Raw genomic sequence first — 19180 nt, forward strand, 5'->3', positions numbered from 1 at the left:
TTCCGGGGATTCCACGCGGTTTGCGGAGCGATCCGCTTAGTGGTTCGTGGTGCCAGTAGCGCCGAAAACCCATTTGATTCCCGTACCGAAAGCCAGGTCCAGGATGGTGACGACAAGCATCATGATGGCCACGAACACCAGCACCACGACTGTGTAGTTGACCAGTTCCTTGCGGGTGGGGGCAACTACCTTCTTGAGTTCACCAATTACCTGGCGGACAAAAAGCGCAATTCGAGCGAAGAGGCCGGAATCGGACTTCTTGGCAGGGCGGCCCTTCGAGCTGCTCGCAGCTGTTTCGGTCACCTGATCCTCACTCATCTATGCAAACGTCGTTGACCCGACTCTGATCAGAGCCATGGTTGCTGCGCTTGTTCCAAGGAGAACCCCGGAACAGCTTGCGCAGGGCAGACAGGACTCGAACCTGCAACCTGCGGTTTTGGAGACCGCTGCGCTACCAATTGCGCCACTACCCTATGGAACGAATCCATATTTTGGCCACACTCCATCAAAGCCAAGGAATCCCGAAGAACACGGGAATCCGGAGCCAGTCTGGGGCGCGAACCATTGTGATGTTTTTCAACACCGGTGAACCAGTCTACGCAACAACGTCGCGATAGTCGAACCGGGCCGTTTCCGGAGCGTTCAGGCCTTGCGGCTGATCAGTGCTCGCTTGATCAACGCACACTGTCACTTTCCCGGCGTTAGCCCGATAGCTCCGCAGAACAGCATATCAACGCACACTGTCACTTTCCCGGCGTTAGCCCGATAGCTCCGCAGAACAGCATAAAGTAGATTCCGTCGAATCCCACCATCCAGCTCATGAGCTGCCCGCGAAGAACGGTGCTTTAAATGTCTGCCGGAATACCTGCCGCCCGCATTTCACAGCGAATTTCCGCCATCGCCGAATCCGCCACCCTTGCCGTTGACGCCAAGGCCAAGGCGCTCAAGGCAGCGGGTCGCCCCGTGATCGGCTTTGGCGCCGGGGAGCCCGACTTCCCGACCCCCGACTACATTGTCAAGGCTGCCGTCGAGGCCGCCGCCCAGCCGAAGTACCACCGGTACTCCCCCGCTGCCGGCCTGCCGGAGCTGAAGAAGGCTATCGCGGACAAGACGTTCCGCGATTCGGGCTACAAGGTTGACCCTTCCCAGGTGATGGTGACCAATGGCGGCAAGCAGGCCGTCTACAACACCTTCGCCACACTTGTCGATCCGGGCGACGAAGTAATCATTCCTACGCCTTTCTGGACCACTTACCCGGAGGCGATCCGCTTGGCCGGAGGCGTTCCCGTTGAGGTCTTCGCCGGCCCCGAGCAGGGTTACTTGGTCACCGTGGAGCAGCTCGAAGCCGCGGTCACCGACAAGACGAAGATCCTGCTTTTCGTTTCGCCGTCCAACCCGACCGGGGCTGTCTACAGCGCCGAACAAGTGGCCGAGATCGGAAAATGGGCTGCGGCCAAGGGCCTCTGGGTGGTCACCGACGAGATCTATGAGCACCTGACGTACGACGGCGTGCCCTTCACCTCGATTGCCACTGCCGCCCCCGAACTCGGCGACAAGGTGGTCATCCTCAATGGTGTCGCCAAGACCTACGCCATGACGGGATGGCGCGTTGGATGGATGATAGGCCCGGCCGACGTCATCAAGGCCGCCACCAACCTCCAGTCCCACGCGACGTCGAATGTTTCCAACATCATGCAGATCGCAGCCCTCGCGGCAGTCTCCGGTCCGCTGACCGCCGTCGACGAAATGAAGGTGGCCTTCGATCGCCGCCGCAAGGCGATTGTCGCCGGACTGAACGCGATCGAGGGCGTGGAATGCCCGACGCCGGCCGGAGCCTTCTACGTGTACGCCGATGTCCGTGGGCTGCTGGGCAAGGAGTTCCCGACGTCGAACGGTCCTGTCCGTCCGGCAACGTCCGCTGAGCTCGCCTCACTGATCCTCGACGAGGTTGAGGTCGCTGTTGTTCCGGGCGAGGCCTTCGGCCCCTCCGGTTTTGTGCGCCTCTCGTACGCCTTGGGCGACGACGACCTCGCCGAAGGCGTTCGACGCCTCCAGGAATTCCTCGGCCAGGCCAGGTAACCAGCCCGCCTGCACAAACGCCCGCTCACCTTGGGACAGAGGTGAGCGGGCGTTTGGGTTTAAACCCCAGAGGTGAGCGGGCGTTTGGGTTTAAACCCCCAAAGGCGAGCGGGCGTCAGAGGAGGCGGCGCTCGGCGGCCCACTTGGTCAGTTCGTGGCGGCTGGAGAGCTGGAGCTTGCGGAGCACTGCCGAGACATGGGTTTCCACGGTCTTGATGGAAATGAACAACTCTCTGGCCACCTCCTTGTAGCTGTAGCCCCGGGCGATGAGGCGCATGACTTCCAGTTCCCTCGAGGAGAGCCGGTCGAGTTCGTCGTCGGCGATCTCGGCAGGAGACGTTCCAAACGCGTCCAGGACAAATCCTGCGAGCCGCGGCGAGAAGACGGCGTCGCCGTCGGCCACGCGGATCACGGCGTCGGAGATCTCGGGGCCGGAAATGGTCTTGGTGACATAGCCACGGGCACCTGCCCGAATGACGGCCACGACGTCCTCGGCTGCATCCGAGACGCTCAAGGCCAGGAAGCTCGTGCTCCCGCGCAACGCCGAGGACCCGCTGATGACTTCCCGTCCGCCGCCGCCAAGTCCGCCCGGCAAATGGACGTCAAGCAACACTACTTCAGGCTGAACCTCGGCAATCACGGCGATGGCTTGCTCCACAGTTCCGGCTTCGCCCACGACGTCGATCCTGGAATCGAGGTCGGCCTTCAGCCCGGACCGGAAGATGGCGTGATCGTCCACGATCACCACGCGCACGCTCCGCTCCACTTGCTCTGATAAGGCATTCATGCTTTGGCGTCTCCGTTTCGGTTTTCTGCTTTGTCGGCGTTCTCGACAGGCAGTTTCAGGCGGACTTCCGTGCCCTCGGAACTGCTGTCGATGACCGCTGTGCCGCCGTGGCGTTTCATCCGACCGATGATTGATTCCTTGACTCCGAGGCGGTCTTCGGGGACGGCATCCGGGTCGAAGCCGGGTCCGCGGTCCCTGACGAAGACCTCGCTGCCCGAGTCGGAACTCTCGAGATAGACGGACACGGCTCCGCCGCCATGCCTGGCGGCATTGTGCATCGCCTCGCGGGCCGCCAGGACGAGTGCTTCGTGCCGGTCCGTCATGGCCGCGTCTCCCACGCTGACGACGTCGACCGGGTGTCCGTGGGCGTCCTCCACTTCGGCTGCGGCCGCGGCTATCCGCTCCGCCAGGAGTCCCGAGTCCTTGGCGGCGTCCCGGTACAGCCAGGTGCGCAGCTCACGCTCCTGGGCACGGGCGAGGCGGACCACGTCCTGCTCGGAACCGGCCCGGCGCTGGATCAAGGCGAGCGTCTGCAGTACCGAGTCGTGCAAGTGCGCGGCAATCTCGGCCCGCTCGGTCTCGCGGACCCGCGCCGCCCGTTCAGTTTCCAGGTCTTTCCAGAACTTCAAGCCCCAGGGCAGCAGCACCAGGGCGACGCCGCCCAACACGGCGATGGAAGCCAACAGGGCGAGCCAAGTCTGCTCCCACGAGCCGGAACCGGACACCATGACCAATACACCGGCAACCACGAGGGTCAGGCCTGCGGCGAGGCGGACCCAGCCGCCGGCCTGGTCGGCCTTGGTCTTGTCCACCAGTCCGGCCCGGCGCGTCTCGTCCAGCTGCATCCAGGCAATCGCCGCTCCGCCGAGTATGGCCGCTGCGGGGATCAGCGTGCCGAGCGGGACTTCGACGCCGAACTGCCGGGCGATGAGGATGGCAGCCACCAGGAGGAGGCCCGCTCCCAGGAGGATTTCCTTCCCGTACTGGATGCGCTTCAACTTGAACCAGGAGGCGACGACGGGTGCCGGGGCGTACAGCGGCAGGGGCTGCGCTCCGGCGTCGGGCGCTGCCACATCGGGGGGCATGCCCACCGAAGGAGGCATGCTCACCGCGGGAGCAATGGGCGACGCCGGCCGGCGGCTATTGCGGCGGGCGCTTTCGTCGGCGGTGGGCACCATGACCCACAGCCACGCGTAGAAGACCACGCCCGCGCCGCCTGCGAACGAGGCCAAGACCATACCGAGCCGGATGTACTTCACGGGCCAGCCCAGGTGGTCCGCCAGGCCGCTGCACACGCCGGCAATCATCCGGTCGCCGCTTCGGACCAGCGGCGGGCGTTGCATGGCGGTTGTCATGAATCCATCCAAACACGTATCAGGGCCTTCGGCGCTCGAAGCCAGGGCATCTCAGGGGGCCACTCAGGGAACGTTCAGGGTATCCCCCAATAGAGGGCTGCGCCGCGGGGCGGCAAGATCGAAGTATGAACGCGAACAGCATGAATCCCGAGGACCCCGGACAAGCACCGGAGCCCGGACAAACTGCAGAATCCAGCCACCCTGCCGGGGCGGGCTCGCCCGAGGAGCCGGCCCAGCCCAACGCCGGCCACACCGGCGGCGCGGCTCCGGACTACGCTGTGCCCGCTCCCCCGCAGAACTTCTTCACCTGGATCCGAAGCCAAGGCATCAGCCGTGGCCGGGACCGGTGGGTGGGCGGCGTAACGAGCGGCATCGCGCACCGCTTCGGCATCGATCCCTTGATCGTCCGCGGCATCTTCATCATCCTCACCCTCTTCGCCGGCATCGGCATCCTGCTCTACGGCATCGCCTGGGCGCTCCTGCCCGAACCCGATGGCCGCATCCATGCACAGGAAGCCGGGGCCGGCCGCTGGTCCGCAGGCATGACCGGCGCCCTCATCACAACCATCATCGGATTGCCAAGCCTCGGTCGCGGCTTCTGGGGATGGGGCTGGAACGGCGTTCCCGGAATCCTCTGGACGCTGTTCTGGGTAGGCGGCATCGTCTACCTGATCTATTTCCTGGTCCAGCGGAGCAAAGCCCGCAGCGGTAGGCAGAGCATGGGCCCACACCACTATGCGGCCGCTCCAGGTTCCTTTGGCGACACAAGCACACAGGCCTCGGCAGGCTATCCGGCCGGCCCGTACAGCGCGGGCCCCTACAGCGCCGGGACTTCCGGGCCTGGGACTTACAGCGCCGGGGCTTACGGAGCCGGAAATTATGGGGCCGGCGGCCCCGTGACCCCTTCAGGTCCCGTCAATCCCACGGGCCCCTACCCACCGGCCGGCGCACCCCATCACCCCGAGCGTCCCGAGCGGCAGAGGCGGCAGGGACCGGGCGCGGCGATCGTAGCGGTTTCAGCGGGCGCGGCCCTGCTGGGCGGCGGAACAATCAAGCTGCTCGACGCCGGCAACGTCATCCACCTGGGCGACGCCGCCAATGCAGTGGTCTGGGCCACGGGCGCCGCAGTCCTCGGCCTCGGCATCCTGGTTGCCGGGCTTCGTGGCCGCACGTCGGGGCTGCTCGGCTTCCTTGCCATCGCGACGCTCGTGATCGGAGGCATCTTCAACATCGCCCCCAACGCGGACCACTTCCGCCTGCAGAATGCGCAGTGGAATCCTGTGAGCATCGACGATGCCCGCAAAGGCTTCGACATCACCGGGGCCAACGGGACCGTCGACCTGACCAAACTGAACCTGAGCGCACCGCTGAGTTCCGACGTCGTGGTTCCCATGGACGTGACCGCAAGCAACATCAAACTCCTCGTCCCCGCAACGGTGCCGGTGGAGGTCCAGGCAGACATGACCTTTGCGAACCTCAAGCAGGACGGTAGTGCCGTCGCCCAAAGCAACGGTGGCACCCTGGACAGCTTCAACATGGACAAGCCCGGCGCCAAGCTGGTCGTCAGACTCAACGGAACGTTCAGCAACGTCACCGTCCAGGAAGGAAACTGACATGAGCACGCACGAACCCACGCGGGCCTTCGAACCAGACCCCGTCCCGGCGCCTGCATCCCCGCCCCAAGCCCGGGCAAGGGTGGGCACGGTGGTCTGGGGGCTGATCGTCCTGGCTCTCGCAGCCTTGATCATCATTTCCAAACTCGGCCTCGTGGCCCTCAACGGCAACTATGTGCTGATCGGGCTCATGATCGGAGCAGGTGCGGCACTCGTGATCGGAGGGCTGGTGTCGGCGCGCTCCCGAAAAGGCAACGGGTCCGGCCCTGGCTCCGGGACCGGCGCCGCCGATTCCGGCCGCCGCTAGCAAGAAGCACGTGACAAAGCCGCCACAACACGGAAGGCTCTAGCCATGAACAAGTTCTTCAGCATCGTACGAGGCATCGGCCTGAAGCGCGGTCCGCAGCGTTTGATCGGCGGGGTGTGCGGTGGCATCGCCGCCAAACTGAACGTGGACGTGGCCTACGTCCGCATCGGCTATCTGATCTTCTGCCTGCTACCCGGGCCAGCCGTGCTCATCTACATCGTGGCGTGGCTGTTGCTTCCCAACCAAAGGGGCGACATTGCGCTGGAATCTTTCCTCACCCAGCGTTCGCAAGGGAAGAACTAGCACGGCCCGGGCTTGCCCGGGCTGTTTCCTGGTTATTTCAAAAGTCTCATCCACGGCGGTGGTCATGGTTTGTGTCCCACCCCACATTTCCCCCTACAATCGTTGTGAGCTCAGCGTGGCGCTCTGCACGTATACCTCCTAGCCAGGATTTGAGCCCTCATGAAAATTGGAATCCTTACCAGCGGTGGCGACTGCCCCGGACTCAACGCCGTCATCCGCGGCGCCGTCCTCAAGGGAATTGCCATCCACGGCCAGGAATTCGTCGGTTTCCGGGATGGTTGGCGGGGCGTCGTGGAGGGCGACGTCATCGACATTCCCCGCACGATGGTCCGCGGTATCGCCAAACAGGGTGGAACCATCCTTGGCACGTCCCGCACCAACCCGTTCGAGAACGGCGGCGGGCCGGATGTCATCAAGGCCCACATGGACCGCCTCGGCATCGACGCGATCATTGCCATCGGCGGCGAAGGCACCTTGGCCGCTGCGAAGCGCCTCACCGACGCGGGCCTAAGGATCGTGGGCGTCCCCAAGACCGTGGACAACGACCTCGACGCCACCGACTACACCTTCGGCTTCGATACCGCCGTCCAGATCGCCACGGAAGCCATCGACCGGCTGCGCACCACCGGAGAATCCCATCACCGCTGCATGATCGCCGAGGTCATGGGACGCCACGTGGGCTGGATCGCCCTGCACGCGGGCATGGCCGCGGGCGCGCATGCCATCCTGATCCCCGAACAGAAAGTCAGCATCGAGCAGATCACGGAATGGGTCCAGGAAGCCCACGATCGTGGCCGCGCACCGTTGATTGTTGTTGCCGAGGGTTTTGTCCCGGACCACATGGAAGCCCCGCACTCCGAACGCGGCCTTGACACCTTCGGCCGGCCCCGCTTGGGCGGCATCGCGGACCAGCTCGCCCCCGAAATCGAAGCCCGCACGGGCATCGAGACCCGCGCCACGATCCTCGGCCACATCCAGCGCGGCGGCGTCCCCTCGGCTTTCGACCGCGTGCTGGCCACCCGGCTGGGCATGGCAGCCATCGATTCCGTCGTGGAAGGCCGCTGGGGAACCATGGTGGCCCTCAAGGGCACCGACATCGAGCATGTGGGCTTCGAAGCTGCCCTCGGCAAACTCAAGACCGTCCCACAGAACCGCTACGACGAAGCCGCGGTACTGTTCGGCTGAGCCGGCCCCTCAAAGGAATCTTCCTGGAGCAGGCGGGTACCACGAGGTGGCCGCCTGCTCCTTCCCTTTCCGGTGACTGCATAGACTCGATGTCATGGAACTTGATGCGGGATCGGCGGAAATTGTGCTGCTGGCCTGGGCCCGGCACTTGGGGTTCGACGACGAGGCCTTCAGTTTCGTCTCCGGCCCAGCCGCTGCCCGCACTGGGGAGCGCTTGGTCAGGGAAGACGACGACGCCGAATCCATCACGTTCGTGAGGCTCTTTGGCCGCTCCGCATTGGTGGCTCCGGCTTGGGCGGTGGCCGCCGCCGTCGGGTTCTCAGACGATCAACTGAGCGAGCATTCCACACTGTTGCGGATCAGTCGCGAACACGGCGGCCACGGGCTCGGGACGTCGGCACTGCTGTTCGCCGACGATTTACCCCTCTTCCAGCCGGGCGGTGAAGTCACCGTCTCCCACGGCCATCCGGAGGCAATCGAGTTGGAGGGCAGGTGCCCTCCGGACGACGTCAACGAGGTCCACCTCTCAAAAATGGACCACCATTTCACCGTGATGGACGGGAACGAACCGGACCGCAAACCGGTGGCCTGCGGCGCCTACGCAGAATGGCAAGGGATCCTCGCAGACATGGGCGTCCTGGTGCCGCCCGAATTGCGCCGGCAGGGGCTCGGAACCCTGGCTGCCTCGATCGCCGCCCACGAGGCACTCGCTTCCGGCCTGACGCTGCAGTGGCGGACCGCTCTGGACAACCGGGGTTCCATGGCCTTGGCCCGAAGGCTGGGATTCGCCGACGGCGGTATCCAGACCTCCGTACTGCTCCGCTAGCGACTTGCCCTGGCCGCGAGTTGGCAGACGATGCCCGCATTTTGGGGGCATCGTCTGCCAGTTCGCGCGGGCTAACTGTCTTGCGAAACAGTCTCAGGCTTGGCCCCTGCGGCAGCCGGTGAACCCCATCCCCGGACGGCTTGGGGCTTGCCGAACAACAACGCCGCTACGGCGCCCAACAGAATCGCAAACGCCGGCAGCAAGACCGACTGGCTCATCGCCGTCGAGAAGCCGGCGTGCAGGAATTCAGGCAAACTTCCGGTGAATCCGCCTTCCCCGGCCGGGGCGGCACCTGGCGGAGCCGCGGGCAGCTCAGCCGCGAGCCGGGACTGGATCAGCGCGGCAATCGCGGCGGATCCCAGCACGGCACCGATCTGGCGCGTCGTGTTGAAGACACCGGAACCGGCTCCGGCGGAACGCGGCGGGAGGTTGCGGGTGGTGGCGTTGGAGACCGGTCCCCAAATGAAACCGTTGGCCACGCCCTGGAGGGCGCTCGGCAGAAGGAACATCCAAATGGGTGTGTCCGGCTTCAGGAGCGAGCCGGTCCAGAAGAGCGCTCCGGACAGGCAAAGGAGCCCGAAGGCGGCGAACCAGCGCGGGTTGATGCGGTCGATCAGCTTGCCGACAAAAGGTGCCAAGGCGCCGGAGATCACGGCCATGGGGATCATCAGCAAGGCGGACTGCGTCGGGGACAACCCGCGGACCACCTGGTAATAGAAAATCGTGGGCAGCGGGAACGCGGTGATGGTGAAGCCCACCGCCATGATGGTGGTGTTGCCCAAGGAGAAGTTGCGGTCCTTGAACAGGCCAAGAGGCAGCAAAGGCTCACCGCCGCGGCGCTCCAGCAACCACTGCCAGAAGACAAACACGGCCAGGACAACGAGGCCCGTGATGATCAGTCCCCACACGGTAATGGGTCCGGTGACGGTGCCCCACTTGTAGCTTTGGCCTTCCTGGATGCCGAACACCAGCAGGAACATCCCGGCTGCCGACAGCAGCACTCCCAGGACGTCGAACTTGTGGCTGTGCGTGGTCAGCTTCGGTACCAGCCGGGTCACGAGGACGAAGGCAACGACGCCGATGGGAACGTTGACGAAGAAGATCCACTGCCAGCCGAGGCCGTCGACCAGCACGCCGCCGAGGATCGGGCCGACGAGGATGGCCATGCCGGCCGTGGCGCCCCAAAGGCCCATGGCTGCGCCGCGGCGGTCCGGCGGGAAGATCCGGGTGATGACGGCCATGGTTTGGGGCGTCATCATGGCCGCGCCGATGCCTTGGACCACCCGGGCCGCGATGAGCATGCCGATGTCGCCCGAAAGGCCGCACCACAGCGAAGCCAAGGTGAAGACAACGAGACCGATCAGGTAGAGGTTCTTGGGCCCGAAGCGGTCCCCGAGCCTTCCGGTGATCAGCAGCGGCACGGCGTAGGCGAGGAGGTAAGCGCTCGTCACCCAGATGACCGAGTTGATATCGGTGTGCAGGCCCTCCATGATCCGTGGGTTCGCCACGGAGACGATGGTGGTGTCGATCAGGATCATGAAGAACCCGACCACGAGGGACCACAGTGCGGGCCACGGTTTAGCGACGTTTTCCATGGGTTTCCTTTGACTGTGCTGAATCGATTGCAGGTTGGTGCGTGGGACGGGCGCTTACCATGGCAATTGCCCGCTGCGGAGATCGTCCTGGAAGGTGCGTATCCAGTCGATTTCCGTCCGCAGCATGGTTTGTTGGTACTTGACGTCGATCCAAAACTTGGGCTCGACGCCTTTGGCAGCGACGGCTTCTTCTCCTTGGACCAGGAAGTCGAGCTGGTTTTCCAAGTTCGCCACGCGGTGGTCCAGGAGTTCGAGTACGACGCCGGACGGCAGGTTGTGTGCCTCGGCGATCGCATGGGGAAAAATCGGGTATTCGTTCACGGGTTCCGAAAGCATGTTCTGGAGGCGCTCCGTCAGCGCCTCCCGGCCGGTTCCGGTGATCCGGTAGGTGGTGCGCTCGGGCCGGTTGCCGGCGCGGTCAGTGCCCGTCGACTCGACCAAGCCTGCTTCTTCCAGCCGAGCGACGGCGTGGTAGAGCGTGCCCGGCCGGACTTTGACCAAGCGGTCCTCATGGCGGGCCATCAGGAGCTGGTACATCTCGTACGGATGCATCGGCGCCTCGACAAGGAGGGCCAACGCGGCGACGCCAAGTGGAGTCAGTGCGGCTCGTGCCATTTCCCCATCCTCCGTGCGAACTATTCCATATCAACTATTCCACATGGAATAACTGATCGCAAGCGGTCCGCCAGCCATGCCCGGCGGGCCGCCTTGGTTTATCCGAGCAGTTCGAGTATCTCCGTGCGGGCAAACATCCGCGCGGCCTCGCGCGCCGTGGGCGTACCGGCGTCGGGATCGGCCCCGGCGTCAACCAGAAACCGGGCCACCTCCGTGTAACCCTTGAAAACTGCGCCGGCCAGCGGAGTCTGGCCACGATCGTTCGCCCCGTTTGCGTCTGCACCGTGGTTCAACAGGAGCTGAACGGTTTCGGCATGGCCGTTATATGCGGCGAGCATCAGAAGCGAGTCGCCGGCGGCAGTGCGCATTCCAGCCGGCGCACCGGCGTTGAGGTAGCTGCGCAGGAGCACCGAGTTGCCTTCCCTGGCAGCATCGAACAAGGTGTGCGCCAGGGCAATGGCCTCGTCGTCGACACCTGTCGCTTGGGCGTCAGCGCCGGTGGTTTCGCTCATCGATGGGGTCCCTTCAGGAATCCGGACTGGCGCCCCACCACCTGTCCGGCGTCGGGCGCGACGATTACTTCCTGGGCGGCCGGATAAGGCTCTTCGCCGTCCAGCACGGTCAGCACTTCCTGGGGATCCACTGAGCGCTTGATCAGCGCCAGTCCCACCGCCCCCATCTCGAAATGCTGGGCCACGGATGTCAGCGTACCCACCTTGCGCTCTCCGGCAAATACGACGCTGCCCGGCGCCGGGAGGGTGTGCTGCGAGCCGTCCAATTGCAGGAAGACGAGCCGCCGGGGCGGGTGTCCAAGGTTGTGGACACGTGCGATGGTCTCCTGGCCCTTGTAGCAGCCCTTGGACAGGTGGACCGAGGTCCGCAGGAGATCGAGCTCGTGCGGGATGGTCTTCTCGTCCGTCTCCGCGCCGAGCCGGGGACGCCAGGCGGCAATACGGAGCGCCTCCGCCGCCAGGGAACCGGCGAGTGCCATGCCCTCGACGGCCGCTTCAAGCTCGGCCGCGGGAATGAGGTACTCGAACCAGGGACGCTCGAGGCCGGGATGGGAGCTTTCCTCCACCACGCTGTAGGAGTAGCCGCCGACGCCGATATGCGGCCACGGGTCCTCCCAGACCAGCCGTTCCGACCATGCGTCAATGGCCTTGGTTGCGCCGACAACCGCCCAATCGGAAGACACGTCGGCCACCTCGACGCGCAACATGAAGCGCATCTTGTTGAGCCATTCCGCCAGCGGGGCGGCCTCGGCGGCCTCGACCAGCAGCCAGGTGGTGTCGCCGTCGTCCACCACGCGGGCATCGAACTCGATGCGGCCCTGGATGGTGAGGAGCAGCAATTCGCTGGAGACGCGCGGTTGGAGGTTGGTCAGTTGCTGCGAGGAAAGGGTGTTGAGCCAGCTGAGGCGGTCCGGTCCCGTGACCGTGACGACGCCCCGGTAGGAAAGATCGACGACGGCGGTGCCGGCGGCGAGGGCGCGCTGCTCACGCAAGGGCTCGCCGTAGTGGGCCGCGACGCCGGAGTCCTCGCCGCCGCCTTCCACAGCTCCGGGGCGCGACAAAAGGGGGCTCGTGTAAGTCATATGTAGTAGAAGTCCTTGGGGCTCAGCGGTATTCCGGGTTTTCAAAATCGAAGCGCGTGCCGGCTTTCCATTCATCCGGGAGGTTGCCGTACGCAGGAATGCCGCCTGCATCCTTGAGCATCCGGGCGTAGTGGAGCAGGTTCCAGGTCATGAACGTGGTGTTCCGGTTGGTGAAGTCGCTCTCGGGGCCACCTGATCCTTCGTCGAGGTAGCTGGGGCCGGGGCCGACCGCACCGATCCAGCCGGCATCGGCCTGGGGCGGGATGGTGAAACCGACGTGCTGGAGGCTGTACAGGACGTTCATGGCGCAGTGCTTGATGCCGTCCTCGTTGCCGGTGATCAGGCAGCCGCCGACCTTCGGATAGTAGGCCCACTGGCCCTTGCTGTTGAGCTGGCCCGAATGGGCGTAGAGCCGTTCGATGAGCTTCTTGGTCTGGGAGGAGTTATCGCCAAGCCAGATAGGACCGGCCACCACCACGATGTCGGCTTCCAGCACAGCCGGGTACAACTCCGGCCATTCGTCCGTGGCCCAGCCATGTTCGCGCATGTCCGGATACACACCGGCGGCAATGTCGTGATCCACGGTGCGGATGACCTGGGTACTGACGCCCTGCTTTTCCATGATGCGCCGGCTGATGGTGATCAGTCCGTCGGTATTGCTCACTTGCGGGGATGGTTTGAGTGTCCCGTTGAAAAACACAGCCTTGAGATCGTCATAGCTTGCGGGCTTTGTTGCTTCGTTCACTTGCTGCTCCCCTGTGGTTCGGACTACGAAACGGGACGTTCAGTGAGACCTCTTCGGTGAGACCTTGAAGCCAGCGAACAGGCCCCTAGGAAACCTTGTTCAGGAAAGCCGAAGCGTGGGCCTCGAGCGATTTGCCCGCGGTGGACACATCCCAACGCCACAATAGATTGCCATCCACGAGGCCGAAGATACGTGTGGCCGCAGTGTATTCCTTGGAGTGGCCGCCGCGCATCACCATGTCGGTGCTCAACTGGATCTGCGGCCCCTTGATTTGGCCGTAGTACAGCTCGCTGATGCCACCGGGATGGGCTATCGTCACGGCGATGTCGAACCCGCCGTCCGCGTTCCGGTGCGCCTCGACGTCGTCGGCCGTCTTCAATACCGGGACCATTTCCGCCGGAATCAGGCCCGGTCCGCCGTCGGCGTCGAGCATTTTCCGCTCCAGCGCCCAGAAGCCCGTTTCCACGGTGAGAGGCCGCAATTTGGTGCCGTCCTCGTCGCTGAGCCAGCTTTCCGCCCGGTACTCCAAGTACGGCAGACCGTGGTGCGTGAAAGAGACATGCTGGATGAAGTGTTCCGAGTCTTCTTCACCGGTCCCCAGCCGTCCCCGGCCTTCCCACTCACCAATGAGCCAGGAAAGGGGTACCAGTTCGGGTGTCAGGTCGGAAGGGATTTCGATGGGCACAGCAACTACCTCAGTGGACCGGAAGGTACAGAAGCTCTACTTCTGGCCCTTGAAGAGACGGTAAACGACAAAACCAGCGAACCATGCCATCGAGAGGCTGGCCAGGCCGAGGAGGACGAGGAAGAAGATTTCAAATGCAAGTACGGACATGATGCCATCCTAACTGTTAGTAGATGAGTAGTTTGTCGATGAAGTAGCACATGGCCCCAACCGCCCAGACGGGTGCAACGCCCATTCCAAGGACGGCCGGGAAATTCAGCCGGCCGAGCCGAAGCGTCACCATCCGACGGAAACTGACCAGGACCGAACCGATCACGACGCCCACGACAATGGCGGGAACGATCGCGATATCGGAGAACACCAGGCCCGCCAGCGGGGCCACCAAACCGGCCGCCACGATGCCCAGGGGCGCCACGACCCGGTCCGGCCAGCGCAACAAGCCTGCGAGGAGGGCTACCGCGGCACTGAGGGCCGCGACCAACAGCATTTCCTTGATGCCGTTGAACCTCGCACCCGCAATCCAGCCCGCGCCAAGGCAGCTCAGCAGGACGCCGGCACAACTGCCCAGGGTCGATTCGAGCCGTTGGGCCTGCCCTGTTCCGCGGATCAGCTGCACGACGAACACCGCAATCACGCCGGCGGCGATGAAGCCCGGCGTCGCGTCGAGAAATCCGGGGGCCGGGACGAAGCCTGCAGCCAGGGCCGAACCCGCGCCGCTCAGCCCGATCACGGCTGCGAGGGTCTTCTTGGCGGGGACTGCAAGAAAATGGGGCCAGCCGACGCCGACGGCGGCCGACGCCAGAACTCCGACGGCGACCAACCCCTCCGTGGGGCCGTAAGAGCTGGCGACGAAAACCGCGAGCGCCACGAGGCCGACCACCCCGATGCTCCAAGACTTCACTGCGCCCCTGACCTCACTGTGTCCCTTACCTCGCTGTGCGCTCGATCCGCGGGTCCCCTCGGGGACTCCGTTTCGATCCAAGCTGCGACCAACCTCGTGACAATCCTGCCTTATACGGCACAAATATGTCGCAAAGAGGGGTTGAAGGTGACACGAATCCCTGACGTTGCAGGGGCCTTTGGGTATACTCGGTTGTCAACAGCGCTTCTTGTTGCAACGCTTCCGTTACAACGGAACCACGCCCCATAAGCAGCTACCGGCCGGTGGAAACCCGGTTCAGACGCCCGATGATGCGCGGACCGCCCATTGGAGGAACTATGTCGCACATCCTGCTCCTGACGAACAGCACCGGGTCGTCGGTAGACATCCTGCCCGCCTTGGAGCTCTTGAACCACCGGGTCCACATTCTTCCGGCCGAGCCCACGGCATTGCTCGAGACTGATCCCACCGACGTCGTTTTCCTGGATGCCCGCAAGGACCTGGTGGGGGCCCGTTCCCTGACCCAGCTCCTCAAGGCCACGGGCTTGAGCGCACCCCTCATCCTGATCCTCACCGAAGGTGGCATGGCTGCCGTCTCTTCCGCATGGTCAGTGGATGACATCGTCCTCGACTCTGCGGGACCGGCGGAGGTCGAAGCCCGGATCCGCCTGGCCGTGGCCCGCGCGATTCCCGGCGAAGAGGAAACCAACACCGAAATCCGGGCGGCCGGCGTCGTGATTGACGAAGCAAGCTACACGGCCCGCGTGAACGGGCAGCCGCTCAACCTGACCTTCAAGGAGTTCGAACTCCTGAAGTATCTGGCCCAGCACCCGGGCAGGGTGTTCACTCGCCAGCAGCTCCTCACCGAGGTCTGGGGCTACGACTACTACGGCGGCACGCGCACCGTGGACGTCCACGTCCGTCGCCTGCGCGCCAAGCTCGGCGTGGACCACGAGAACCTCATCAGCACGGTCCGCAATGTCGGCTACCGGCTGACATTGGTCCGCTTGCCGGAAGATGAGCTTACGGAGGCCTAGGCTTCCAAACCCCAAAGCTTCGGAACCCCATGCTTCGAACACAAGGAAGGCCCGGACTCCAGGAGTCCGGGCCTTCCTTTGCTTGAGTGGAGGACATACGGGTCGAACGTATCGAGGCCACCCCACTGGTGGATCCCCCTCGTATCCTGCTTCGCAAAGCCGGACGAGATATAGACCTTACACGGCCAAGGGAGTGCCTGCAAAATCCATCCCGCCAAACCGGCCCGGGACGTATAGCCTTGCAGCATGAGCCCTGCGCACCCGGAGAACTGGCCCGTACTCGTCGTCAAAGGCGCCTCGGATAGCGAGTTGTTGAGAGACATCAAAATGCTCGCCGCAGCTGCCGAGGAGTCGGACGGCAATCCCCCGTTGTCCGAACAGACCCTCGTCATGCTGCGCGGAGCCGATTCCGGCGACCACTCAGTGCTCACCATGGCCCTGTATGCCCCGGACGAGCAGTCCGATCCGGCGAGCGGCCAGGATCTGGCGGGAATCGCCGTCGTGGTTGAAGCGGACGACGGGACCGGGGTCCTGGAAATGGCGGTGCACCCCAGCTACCGCAACCAGGGTGTCGCCGGGAGGCTGTTGGACTCGCTCCGGGACAGCCGCGGGCTTGCGGGCCTGAACGCCTGGTCCCATGGAAACCACGAGGCCGCCGCGGACCTCGCGGCCCGCTACGGCTACGGCCCCGTACGTGAACTGTGGAAGATGCGCCTCATGTCCTCCACCGCGGAACTGCGCGACGCCGGCCTGCCTGAGGGAGTCTCCCTGCGCGCCTTCGTGCCGGGTCAGGATGAGTCCGCCTGGCTGGCTGCCAACAGGGCAGCATTTGCCCACCATCCAGAGCAGGGGTCGCTCACCCGGGCCGATCTGGAAGCCCGGATGGCCGAGGACTGGTTCGACCCCGCAGGTTTCCTGCTCGCCGTGAATCCGGCCGGGGAGCTGCTCGGCTTCCACTGGACGAAGGTGCACCCCCGGCAAGGAACCCACCCGGCCATCGGCGAGGTCTACGTCGTCGGCGTAACGCCTGCAGCCCAAGGCCTGGGACTCGGCAAGGCGCTCACTGTTGCCGGGATCAGGTATCTGCAGAGCCACGAGCTGCACTCGGTGATGCTGTACGTGGACGCCGACAATACCGCGGCCGTCGCCCTGTACCAGAAGCTGGGATTCGTGCGCTGGGACGTCGATGTCATGTATGCGCCGTTAGCCGGGAAGTAACCCGGAACCAAGGCGTATCTGAAAGGCTAGGACATCTAGGATTCCGGCACGTGGAATCCTTGTAGGGTTGAATCAAACCCCGCGCTGAACGAGAAGGAGAGCCCGATGAACCCGGACCCGGTCGGAACCACCAAAACCGAGGTCAAGGGCGCAACCTTGCCTCCCCGCTTCGGTTCATCCGAAGTCCCGGCAGCGCGGGCAACCCAGGACCGCATCGACATTCCTGAGTTTGCGCCCTCCCTCGAGCCCGAAGGCGACATCACTCCGGACCGTTTCCTGGACCGCGAACTGAGTTGGCTCGCCTTCAACTCGCGCGTCCTCGAACTCGCGGAGGACCCGGACCTCTTCCTGCTGGAGCGGGTCAATTTCCTCTCCATCTTCGCCTCGAACCTGGATGAATTCTTCATGGTGCGGGTAGCCGGCCTGAAGCGTCGCATCGCCACCGGACTCGCGGTTCCCTCCCCTGCCGGCCTGAGCCCCATCGAAGTCCTGGAGCAGATCGGCGATGCGGCCCGGAAGCTGCAGGAACGCCACGCGCGCGTTTTTGCCGAGCAGATCCGCCCCGCTTTGGCCTATGAGCACATCCACCTCATGCGCTGGGACGAACTCGACGACGAAGCCCAGCACCGTTTGAGCATCATGTTCGGCGAGAAGGTCTTCCCTATCCTCACCCCCCTCGCCGTCGATCCGGCCCACCCCTTCCCCTATATTTCCGGGCTCTCCCTCAACCTGGCCGTGATTGTCCGCAATCCCGTGAGCGACAAGGAACTGTTCGCCCGCGTCAAGGTTCCGGACCAGCTGCCCCGTCTCGTTTCGATCGACGGCCCGCGGGCCGGCGCGGTCCCGGGCCGCGTGGCCCGGTTCATCGCGCTCGAAGAGGTCATTGCGGTGCACCTGGACAAGCTGTTCCCCGGAATGGAAGTCATGGAGCACCACAGCTTCCGCGTCACCCGCAACGAGGACGTGGAAGTTGAAGAGGACGACGCCGAGAACCTCCTGCAGGCACTTGAAAAAGAACTTCTGCGCCGCCGCTTCGGCCCGCCCGTCCGGCTTGAGGTCACCACGGACATCAACCCGAACATCCGCGCGCTCCTGGTGCGGGAACTCGGCGTCGAGGAATCCGAGGTCTACTCCGTCCCGGCACCCCTGGACCTCCGGGGCCTGTCCGTCATCGGCGGCATCGACCGCGCCGACCTCCACTACCCGAAGCACGTGCCCCATACTTCGCGGTACCTGAACGAATCCGAGACGTCCAAGGCCGCCAACGTCTTCGCGGCAATGCGCCGCCGCGACATCCTGCTGCACCACCCGTACGACTCGTTCTCGACGTCGGTCCAGGCTTTCCTCGAGCAGGCGGCCGCCGACCCCAAGGTCCAGGCCATCAAGCAGACCCTGTATCGCACGTCCGGCGATTCCCCCATCGTGGACGCGCTGATCGATGCTGCCGAAGCCGGCAAGCAGGTGCTTGCCCTCGTGGAGATCAAGGCCCGCTTTGACGAGCAGGCCAACATCTCCTGGGCGCGCAAACTGGAGCAGGCCGGAGTGCACGTGGTGTACGGAATCGTGGGACTCAAGACGCACTGCAAGTTGTCCCTGGTTGTCCGCCAGGAAGTGGACGGCCTCCGCAGGTACTGCCACATCGGCACGGGCAACTACCACCCCCGGACGGCCCGCTACTACGAGGATCTCGGTCTGCTGACCTCCAACGAGCAGGTGGGCGAGGACCTGTCCAAGCTCTTCAACCAGCTCTCCGGGTATGCCCCCAAGTCGACGTTCAAGCGGCTCCTCGTGGCCCCCCGCTCGGTGCGGTCCGGATTGATCGACAGGATCGAGACCGAGATCCGCAACGCCCGCGCGGGAATCACCGCGCGGGTCCAGATCAAGGTCAACTCCATGGTGGACGAAGCCATCATCGACGCCCTTTACAGGGCGTCGCAGGCAGGGGTGAAGGTTGACGTCATTGTCCGCGGCATCTGCTCGCTGCGCCCCGGAGTGCCTGGATTGAGCGAGAACATCACGGTCCGCTCCGTCCTGGGCCGCTTCCTGGAGCACTCCCGCGTGTTTGCCTTCGCCAATGCCAACGATCCCGTGGTCTACATCGGCTCAGCGGACATGATGCACCGCAACCTCGACCGTCGGGTCGAGGCCTTGGTGCAGCTCTCCAGCCGGGAGGACACCGCCGAGGTCATGGACCTGCTGCGGCGCTACATGGATCCCGGCACGGCCAGCTGGCACCTCGACAACCAAGGCCACTGGACCAGGTTTCACCAGGCCGAAGACGGCTCGCCGCTGCTGGACATCCAGTCCTGGCTGCTTGCCTCCCGGTCCCGCCAACGTGCAGTCGCCCGGCGGTAGG

Annotated in this window: 19 protein-coding genes and 1 tRNA gene; 9 read left to right on the top strand and 11 right to left on the bottom strand. The window is 64.5% G+C overall.

Annotated elements, in window-relative coordinates; genetic code table 11:
• Positions 1 to 36: 36 nt before the first annotated feature.
• Together secE and OIT41_RS15530 are read right to left on the bottom strand one after the other, a co-directional pair.
• On the bottom strand, positions 37 to 318 hold the full coding sequence (secE, locus tag OIT41_RS15525; RefSeq protein ID WP_059387348.1) for a preprotein translocase subunit SecE: 282 nt from the start codon (positions 316 to 318) through the stop codon (positions 37 to 39).
• Positions 319 to 400: 82 nt separating this feature from the next.
• Positions 401 to 473 (bottom strand) — tRNA-Trp (locus OIT41_RS15530).
• 376 nt (positions 474 to 849) lie between these two features.
• Between OIT41_RS15530 and OIT41_RS15535 the strand changes: the two genes are divergently transcribed.
• Positions 850 to 2079, top strand: a complete 1230-nt coding sequence (locus OIT41_RS15535; RefSeq protein ID WP_241707085.1) for a pyridoxal phosphate-dependent aminotransferase — start codon at positions 850 to 852, stop codon at positions 2077 to 2079.
• 115 nt (positions 2080 to 2194) lie between these two features.
• Here the strand turns inward: OIT41_RS15535 and OIT41_RS15540 are convergent, their stop codons facing one another.
• Together OIT41_RS15540 and OIT41_RS15545 are read right to left on the bottom strand one after the other, a co-directional pair.
• A complete protein-coding gene (locus OIT41_RS15540) occupies positions 2195 to 2866 on the bottom strand; it encodes a LuxR C-terminal-related transcriptional regulator (RefSeq protein WP_241707084.1) in 672 nt (223 codons plus the stop codon).
• A complete protein-coding gene (locus OIT41_RS15545) occupies positions 2863 to 4221 on the bottom strand; it encodes an ATP-binding protein (RefSeq protein ID WP_241707083.1) in 1359 nt (452 codons plus the stop codon). The genes OIT41_RS15540 and OIT41_RS15545 overlap by 4 nt, the downstream gene beginning before the upstream one ends.
• Positions 4222 to 4346: 125 nt before the next feature.
• On the opposite strand from OIT41_RS15545, the gene OIT41_RS15550 reads away from it, so the two are divergent.
• The 5 genes from OIT41_RS15550 (at position 4347) to OIT41_RS15570 (ending at position 8455) form a co-directional block, all read left to right on the top strand.
• On the top strand, positions 4347 to 5834 hold the full coding sequence (locus tag OIT41_RS15550; RefSeq protein ID WP_264636754.1) for a PspC domain-containing protein: 1488 nt from the start codon (positions 4347 to 4349) through the stop codon (positions 5832 to 5834).
• Between the two features lies 1 nt (position 5835).
• Positions 5836 to 6141, top strand: a complete 306-nt coding sequence (locus OIT41_RS15555; RefSeq protein ID WP_264636755.1) for a hypothetical protein — start codon at positions 5836 to 5838, stop codon at positions 6139 to 6141.
• 45 nt (positions 6142 to 6186) lie between these two features.
• Positions 6187 to 6444: a PspC domain-containing protein gene (locus OIT41_RS15560; RefSeq protein ID WP_078108066.1), complete on the top strand. Its 258-nt coding sequence runs from the start codon at positions 6187 to 6189 to the stop codon at positions 6442 to 6444.
• Positions 6445 to 6603: 159 nt separating this feature from the next.
• Positions 6604 to 7629: an ATP-dependent 6-phosphofructokinase gene (locus OIT41_RS15565; RefSeq protein WP_078108065.1), complete on the top strand. Its 1026-nt coding sequence runs from the start codon at positions 6604 to 6606 to the stop codon at positions 7627 to 7629.
• A gap of 94 nt (positions 7630 to 7723) precedes the next feature.
• Positions 7724 to 8455 (top strand): GNAT family N-acetyltransferase, encoded by a 732-nt coding sequence (locus OIT41_RS15570; protein ID WP_241707080.1) that lies wholly within the window; start codon positions 7724 to 7726, stop codon positions 8453 to 8455.
• Between the two features lie 71 nt (positions 8456 to 8526).
• On the opposite strand, the gene OIT41_RS15575 is transcribed toward OIT41_RS15570, so the two are convergent.
• From OIT41_RS15575 to OIT41_RS15605, 7 genes are all read right to left on the bottom strand, one after another.
• Positions 8527 to 10050, bottom strand: a complete 1524-nt coding sequence (locus OIT41_RS15575; RefSeq protein ID WP_241707079.1) for a DHA2 family efflux MFS transporter permease subunit — start codon at positions 10048 to 10050, stop codon at positions 8527 to 8529.
• A gap of 54 nt (positions 10051 to 10104) precedes the next feature.
• Positions 10105 to 10665 (bottom strand): PadR family transcriptional regulator, encoded by a 561-nt coding sequence (locus OIT41_RS15580; RefSeq protein WP_078108062.1) that lies wholly within the window; start codon positions 10663 to 10665, stop codon positions 10105 to 10107.
• Positions 10666 to 10763: 98 nt separating this feature from the next.
• Positions 10764 to 11177, bottom strand: a complete 414-nt coding sequence (locus tag OIT41_RS15585; RefSeq protein ID WP_264636756.1) for an ankyrin repeat domain-containing protein — start codon at positions 11175 to 11177, stop codon at positions 10764 to 10766.
• Complete coding sequence (locus OIT41_RS15590; RefSeq protein WP_078108060.1) at positions 11174 to 12259, bottom strand: YgfZ/GcvT domain-containing protein; 1086 nt, start codon at positions 12257 to 12259, stop codon at positions 11174 to 11176. Before OIT41_RS15590 ends, OIT41_RS15585 begins: the two co-directional genes overlap by 4 nt.
• Positions 12260 to 12281: 22 nt before the next feature.
• The gene (locus OIT41_RS15595; protein WP_078108059.1) at positions 12282 to 13004 is read right to left on the bottom strand and encodes a flavodoxin family protein; all 723 of its coding nucleotides are present in this window, start codon (positions 13002 to 13004) and stop codon (positions 12282 to 12284) included.
• An 85-nt stretch (positions 13005 to 13089) separates the two neighbouring features.
• The gene (locus tag OIT41_RS15600; protein WP_264636757.1) at positions 13090 to 13689 is read right to left on the bottom strand and encodes an FABP family protein; all 600 of its coding nucleotides are present in this window, start codon (positions 13687 to 13689) and stop codon (positions 13090 to 13092) included.
• Positions 13690 to 13855: 166 nt separating this feature from the next.
• On the bottom strand, positions 13856 to 14590 hold the full coding sequence (locus OIT41_RS15605; protein ID WP_241707074.1) for a permease: 735 nt from the start codon (positions 14588 to 14590) through the stop codon (positions 13856 to 13858).
• Between the two features lie 317 nt (positions 14591 to 14907).
• Here OIT41_RS15605 and OIT41_RS15610 point away from each other — a divergent pair, with 317 nt between their 5' ends.
• The 3 genes from OIT41_RS15610 (at position 14908) to OIT41_RS15620 (ending at position 19179) form a co-directional block, all read left to right on the top strand.
• Positions 14908 to 15606, top strand: coding sequence for a winged-helix domain-containing protein (locus OIT41_RS15610; RefSeq protein WP_059387339.1), 699 nt, complete (start codon positions 14908 to 14910; stop codon positions 15604 to 15606).
• A 246-nt stretch (positions 15607 to 15852) separates the two neighbouring features.
• Complete coding sequence (gene mshD, locus OIT41_RS15615) at positions 15853 to 16824, top strand: mycothiol synthase (RefSeq protein ID WP_264636758.1); 972 nt, start codon at positions 15853 to 15855, stop codon at positions 16822 to 16824.
• A 105-nt stretch (positions 16825 to 16929) separates the two neighbouring features.
• On the top strand, positions 16930 to 19179 hold the full coding sequence (locus OIT41_RS15620; protein ID WP_078108055.1) for an RNA degradosome polyphosphate kinase: 2250 nt from the start codon (positions 16930 to 16932) through the stop codon (positions 19177 to 19179).
• The last annotated feature ends 1 nt before the right edge of the window (position 19180 follow it).

Origin of the sequence: Arthrobacter sp. YA7-1 (genome assembly GCF_025960325.1) — a bacterium.
Classification (GTDB): Bacteria; Actinomycetota; Actinomycetes; order Actinomycetales; family Micrococcaceae; genus Arthrobacter; species Arthrobacter bambusae_A.